This is a genomic window from Lapillicoccus sp., from assembly GCF_046595215.1.
In the GTDB taxonomy this organism is placed as follows: Bacteria; Actinomycetota; Actinomycetes; order Actinomycetales; family Dermatophilaceae; genus Lapillicoccus.
Window position 1 is genome coordinate 1 of the sequence record NZ_JBKJPP010000155.1, and the last position, 3,543, is coordinate 3,543.

Here is a 3,543-nt window from a genome sequence, read left to right on the forward strand (position 1 = left end):
AGCTGGCAAGGCCACGCCCCCGAGGTAGTGAAAGGCATGCTGGACCACCTCGCGCAGCTGCGGGAGCAGGGTCTCGACGTCATCGAGGACTAGCGCGGAACTGCCTCCATACGCGCGGCCCTGCCCTGCGTCCTAGCGCCGCGAGCCGACCATCCTGACGGGTCCATTCCTGAAGTTCGACCCAAGCGAGAGTCGAGGGCGAGTTGGTCTTGCACGCCTGGTATGGCTTGACCTCGTGGTCAAGGAACTTGCTGTCGGAGGGCCATCGCGCCGCGCGCCGCCTGAAGAGCCGACGCGTGTCGTGCCGGGCAGGTGCTCTTTTGGGCGTGTTGCACGGTGCTGGCCTCTCAGGCTGGCGCGGAATCCAGCGACTCCAACCGGGCCCGACCTCGGCGCGGTGGCCGCGCTGTGGCGCCTGGACGAGTGGGCCGTCGTCGCCCGTCACACCGAGACAGCCTGCCGGGTCGCCTTCTGCGGCTTCGCGCCCGGCTTCCCCTACCTGTCGAGTCTCCACGCGGGTGCCCAGACGGCGGGTGACACGCGGACCTGCGTGCCGACAGGGTGGGTGACGCTCGCCGACCGCTGGGGCAGTGTCTACCCGGACCTCCTCCCCCGGCGGCTGGCAGCTGCTCGGGTCCACTCCCTACGACTGTTTGACCCCGACTCCGACCGCGACCCGCCCGTCCCCGCCTGCCGCCGAGCGGTCGTTCACGGTGGCGCGCGCCGGCGCCCGCACGCTCGTGCAGGACTTCGACCGGCCGGGGATCTCAAGTACGCGGGGCGCTCAAGGCCAGCGGTGCTGGCGGCCCGAGGCCGAGCAAAGACCGTTCGAACGACCGCGACCACCGCCTCCGCCGGTGCATGCGGTGGCAGTTCACCGGCCCTTGACGCAGGTGACCGCCGATGGTCTGATACCCGTAGCCCAGAAGATCCTTCCCCCAGGAAGCACCCGCGGGCGGGGAGTTATACCTGCCGGCGCAGCGGCCCGGGACCTGCGCGTCCAAGGGCCGCAGCGACCGGACGCTGTGCACCACCTCCCGCGAGCACCAGGAGCCGCACCATGACGGACTACGACGTTTTCGAGTTGGGCGACGTCCGGTTGAGTACCGGACAGACGCTCCGGGCCGCGAAGCTCGCGTACAAGACCTACGGGACCCTGAACGAGGACAAGTCCAACGCGATCGTCTACCCGACCTGGTACTCAGGGCAGCACCAGGACAACGAGTGGCTCATCGGCGAGGGCATGGCCCTCGACCCCAGCAAGTACTTCATCATCGTCCCGAACATGCTGGGCAACGGACTGTCGTCCTCCCCGAGCAACACACCCGCACCACACGACGGCGCCCGGTTCCCCAAGGTCACGTTCTACGACCAGGTCGAGCAGCAGCACCGGCTGGTCACCGAGCGGTTCGGCATCGAGAAGCTGGCACTCGTCACCGGCTGGTCCATGGGCGCCGGGCAGACCTACCAGTGGGCCGTCAGCTACCCGGACATGGTCGAGCGCGCCCTCCCCTTCTGCGGCTCGTCGAAGACGTCGGAGCACAACATCGTGTTCCTCGAAGCAGTCAAGTACGCCATCTACACGGACGCAGCCTGGCAGGACGGGATGTACGCGAGCGAACCTGTCAAGGGTCTGCGCGCGGTGGGGCGGGTCTACGCCGGGTGGGGCCTGTCGCAGGCCTTCTACTGGCAGAAGCTGTACGCGCAGGACCCGTTCGACTACGCATCGCTCGAAGACTTCCTCGTCGGCTTCTGGGAGGGCTTCTTCCTCGCCAAGGACGCCAACAACCTGCTCGCCATGGCCTGGACGTGGCAGAACGGCAACGTCGGCAACACTCCCGGCTTCGACGGGGACCACGAGCGCGCCTTGGCCTCGATCAAGGCCAAGATGATCGTGATGCCCGGCGAGAAGGACCTCTACTTCCCGCCGGAGGACGAGGAGTACGCCGTGGGTCACATCCCGGGTGCCGAGCTGCGCGTGATCCCGGGAGTGTGGGGCCACTTCGCCGGCGGCGGCGAAAACCCCGTCGACACGGCCTTCATCAACGCAGCCCTCGCCGAGCTGCTCGGGTCGTAGGAGAAGCCAGGTCGACCATCTCGGACGCCCTCCCGGCCCCGCAGACCGACTTCCGGCCCGAGGCAGGCGTGGGCACACCTCTCGCCGTCGGTGCCTTCGCCTTCTCCGTCCTCATGCTCGGGATCCCCAACGCGGGGCTCGTCGCCCCCGGCGCGGTCACCGTCTTCGCGGCTGTCGCCTGCGGAACGTGGTTCGTCGGACTGCTCTTCAGCGACCGGCGGCCGGTCTCGCGACGCTGATCTCTGTGGTGGCCTAGGGATCTGGGGCGGGGATCTTGTAGGCGTGCCGGATCCACTGGACGGCAGCGGCATCGAACGGTCGCCCGTGGCCGGTAACCAGTGCGGCGGCGTTGAGCCGTTCGGCGAGCTGGCCGGTGTCGGTGGTCGGACCAAGCTGGCGGACGAGCTCGACCGCTGGGGATGGGCTGGCTTTGGCGGGGCCGGGCACCAGCGGCCGGCCGGCGGACAGTTCGTCGACGGCGCCGGTGTGCCAGCGGATCCCGATCCGCACCTCGCTGCGTTCGGGCTCGGGCAGCAGGGTGATGTCGGCAATCAGTGTGCGCAGCAACCGTTCACGGTCCTTGGCGCTGGTCGTGGGAGCGTGCCAGAGCGCGGGCAGGTCGGCGGCGAGTCACTCCAGCTCGGCCCGGCTGGGCAGCGGCGGCAGCATGTCGCCGGCGGTCTGCAACGCCTGCTCGGCCTCGGCGAGCTCGGTGAGCTTGGCCTCCCACCGGGCCTCGATGGGGCGGGCGACCAGCCGGTTCTCCGGATCGACCGCGTGGAAGGCGCGTTCGGCGCGGTCGACCTCGTAGTGAGACCGTTCCAGGGCGAGTTCGGCGGCCCGGCTGACCCGCTGGCGGCGGTCGGTGACCTGGTCGGCGGCCGAGAGCGCGAGGTCGACCTGCTCAGGGTGAGCGCATCCAGCAGGGCGCCGGCGACCGCGGTACCTACGCAGGCCGCGGCCATCGACCGGCACGCCGGCGTGGTGCGCCTGGCCCGGCGGGAGCTGCACTCATAGGCCGGCCGAGGGCCTGGGTCAATGCCGCCAGATGTGCCACCCGAATTGTCCGCCGGAACTCGTACTCGCTGCCATCAAATAGAGCTGCGACCTGCGGGCCCATGTCGTGACCGGCCCACACCAAGTCGCCCTCCGCGTCCACGTGAACTTCTCTCTGGCTTCGATCCGTCAGCGCTCCCCGCTCCATTGAATCGGTTCTACAACGTAGCGGCGTCGCACGACATGGCGACATCGCTGGCAGCACGGAAATACACTGTCCGGTGCACCACCCTGTCACCACCGCACCCTTAGTCCGCGCCTGGTTTGTTGGGCGTGATGGCGCTTCATACCGCCGCCTGCGCGTCAGGCCGCGTGCAGTGGCCGGTGCGCGTCGGTCAGGTCTCTGCCCCAGGATCTGGCAGGACGTCGCGCCAAGAGTGCTGCGGCGCGTAGCCGAGGAGCTCGCGGGC

The 3,543-nt window shown here is 69.2% G+C and carries 4 protein-coding genes and 1 pseudogene; 3 read left to right on the plus strand and 2 right to left on the minus strand.

All coding sequences use genetic code 11. The annotated features are described in order from the left end of the window. Positions 1-301: 301 nt before the first annotated feature. From ACLL9L_RS13555 to ACLL9L_RS13565, 3 genes and pseudogenes are all read left to right on the plus strand, one after another. Positions 302-601: pseudogene (locus ACLL9L_RS13555) on the plus strand (carboxyltransferase domain-containing protein); the annotation flags it as partial. 459 nt (positions 602-1,060) lie between these two features. Continuing rightward, a complete protein-coding gene (locus tag ACLL9L_RS13560; protein WP_411285191.1) occupies positions 1,061-2,077 on the plus strand; it encodes an alpha/beta fold hydrolase in 1,017 nt (338 codons plus the stop codon). A 68-nt stretch (positions 2,078-2,145) separates the two neighbouring features. Further along, positions 2,146-2,316 (plus strand): hypothetical protein, encoded by a 171-nt coding sequence (locus ACLL9L_RS13565; RefSeq protein WP_411285188.1) that lies wholly within the window; start codon positions 2,146-2,148, stop codon positions 2,314-2,316. A gap of 13 nt (positions 2,317-2,329) precedes the next feature. On the opposite strand, the gene ACLL9L_RS13570 is transcribed toward ACLL9L_RS13565, so the two are convergent. Both ACLL9L_RS13570 and ACLL9L_RS13575 read right to left on the minus strand, forming a co-directional pair. After that, entirely contained in the window at positions 2,330-2,644 is a 315-nt protein-coding gene (locus ACLL9L_RS13570; protein ID WP_411285189.1) for a hypothetical protein, read from the minus strand. A 63-nt stretch (positions 2,645-2,707) separates the two neighbouring features. Then, entirely contained in the window at positions 2,708-3,052 is a 345-nt protein-coding gene (locus ACLL9L_RS13575; protein WP_411285190.1) for a hypothetical protein, read from the minus strand. Positions 3,053-3,543: the final 491 nt, after the last annotated feature.

Excerpts from the sequence above, each read along its gene's own strand:
- ACLL9L_RS13560 (WP_411285191.1), top strand. The coding sequence starts at position 1,061 with ATGACGGACTACGACGTTTTCGAGTTGGGCGACGTCCGGTTGAGTACC.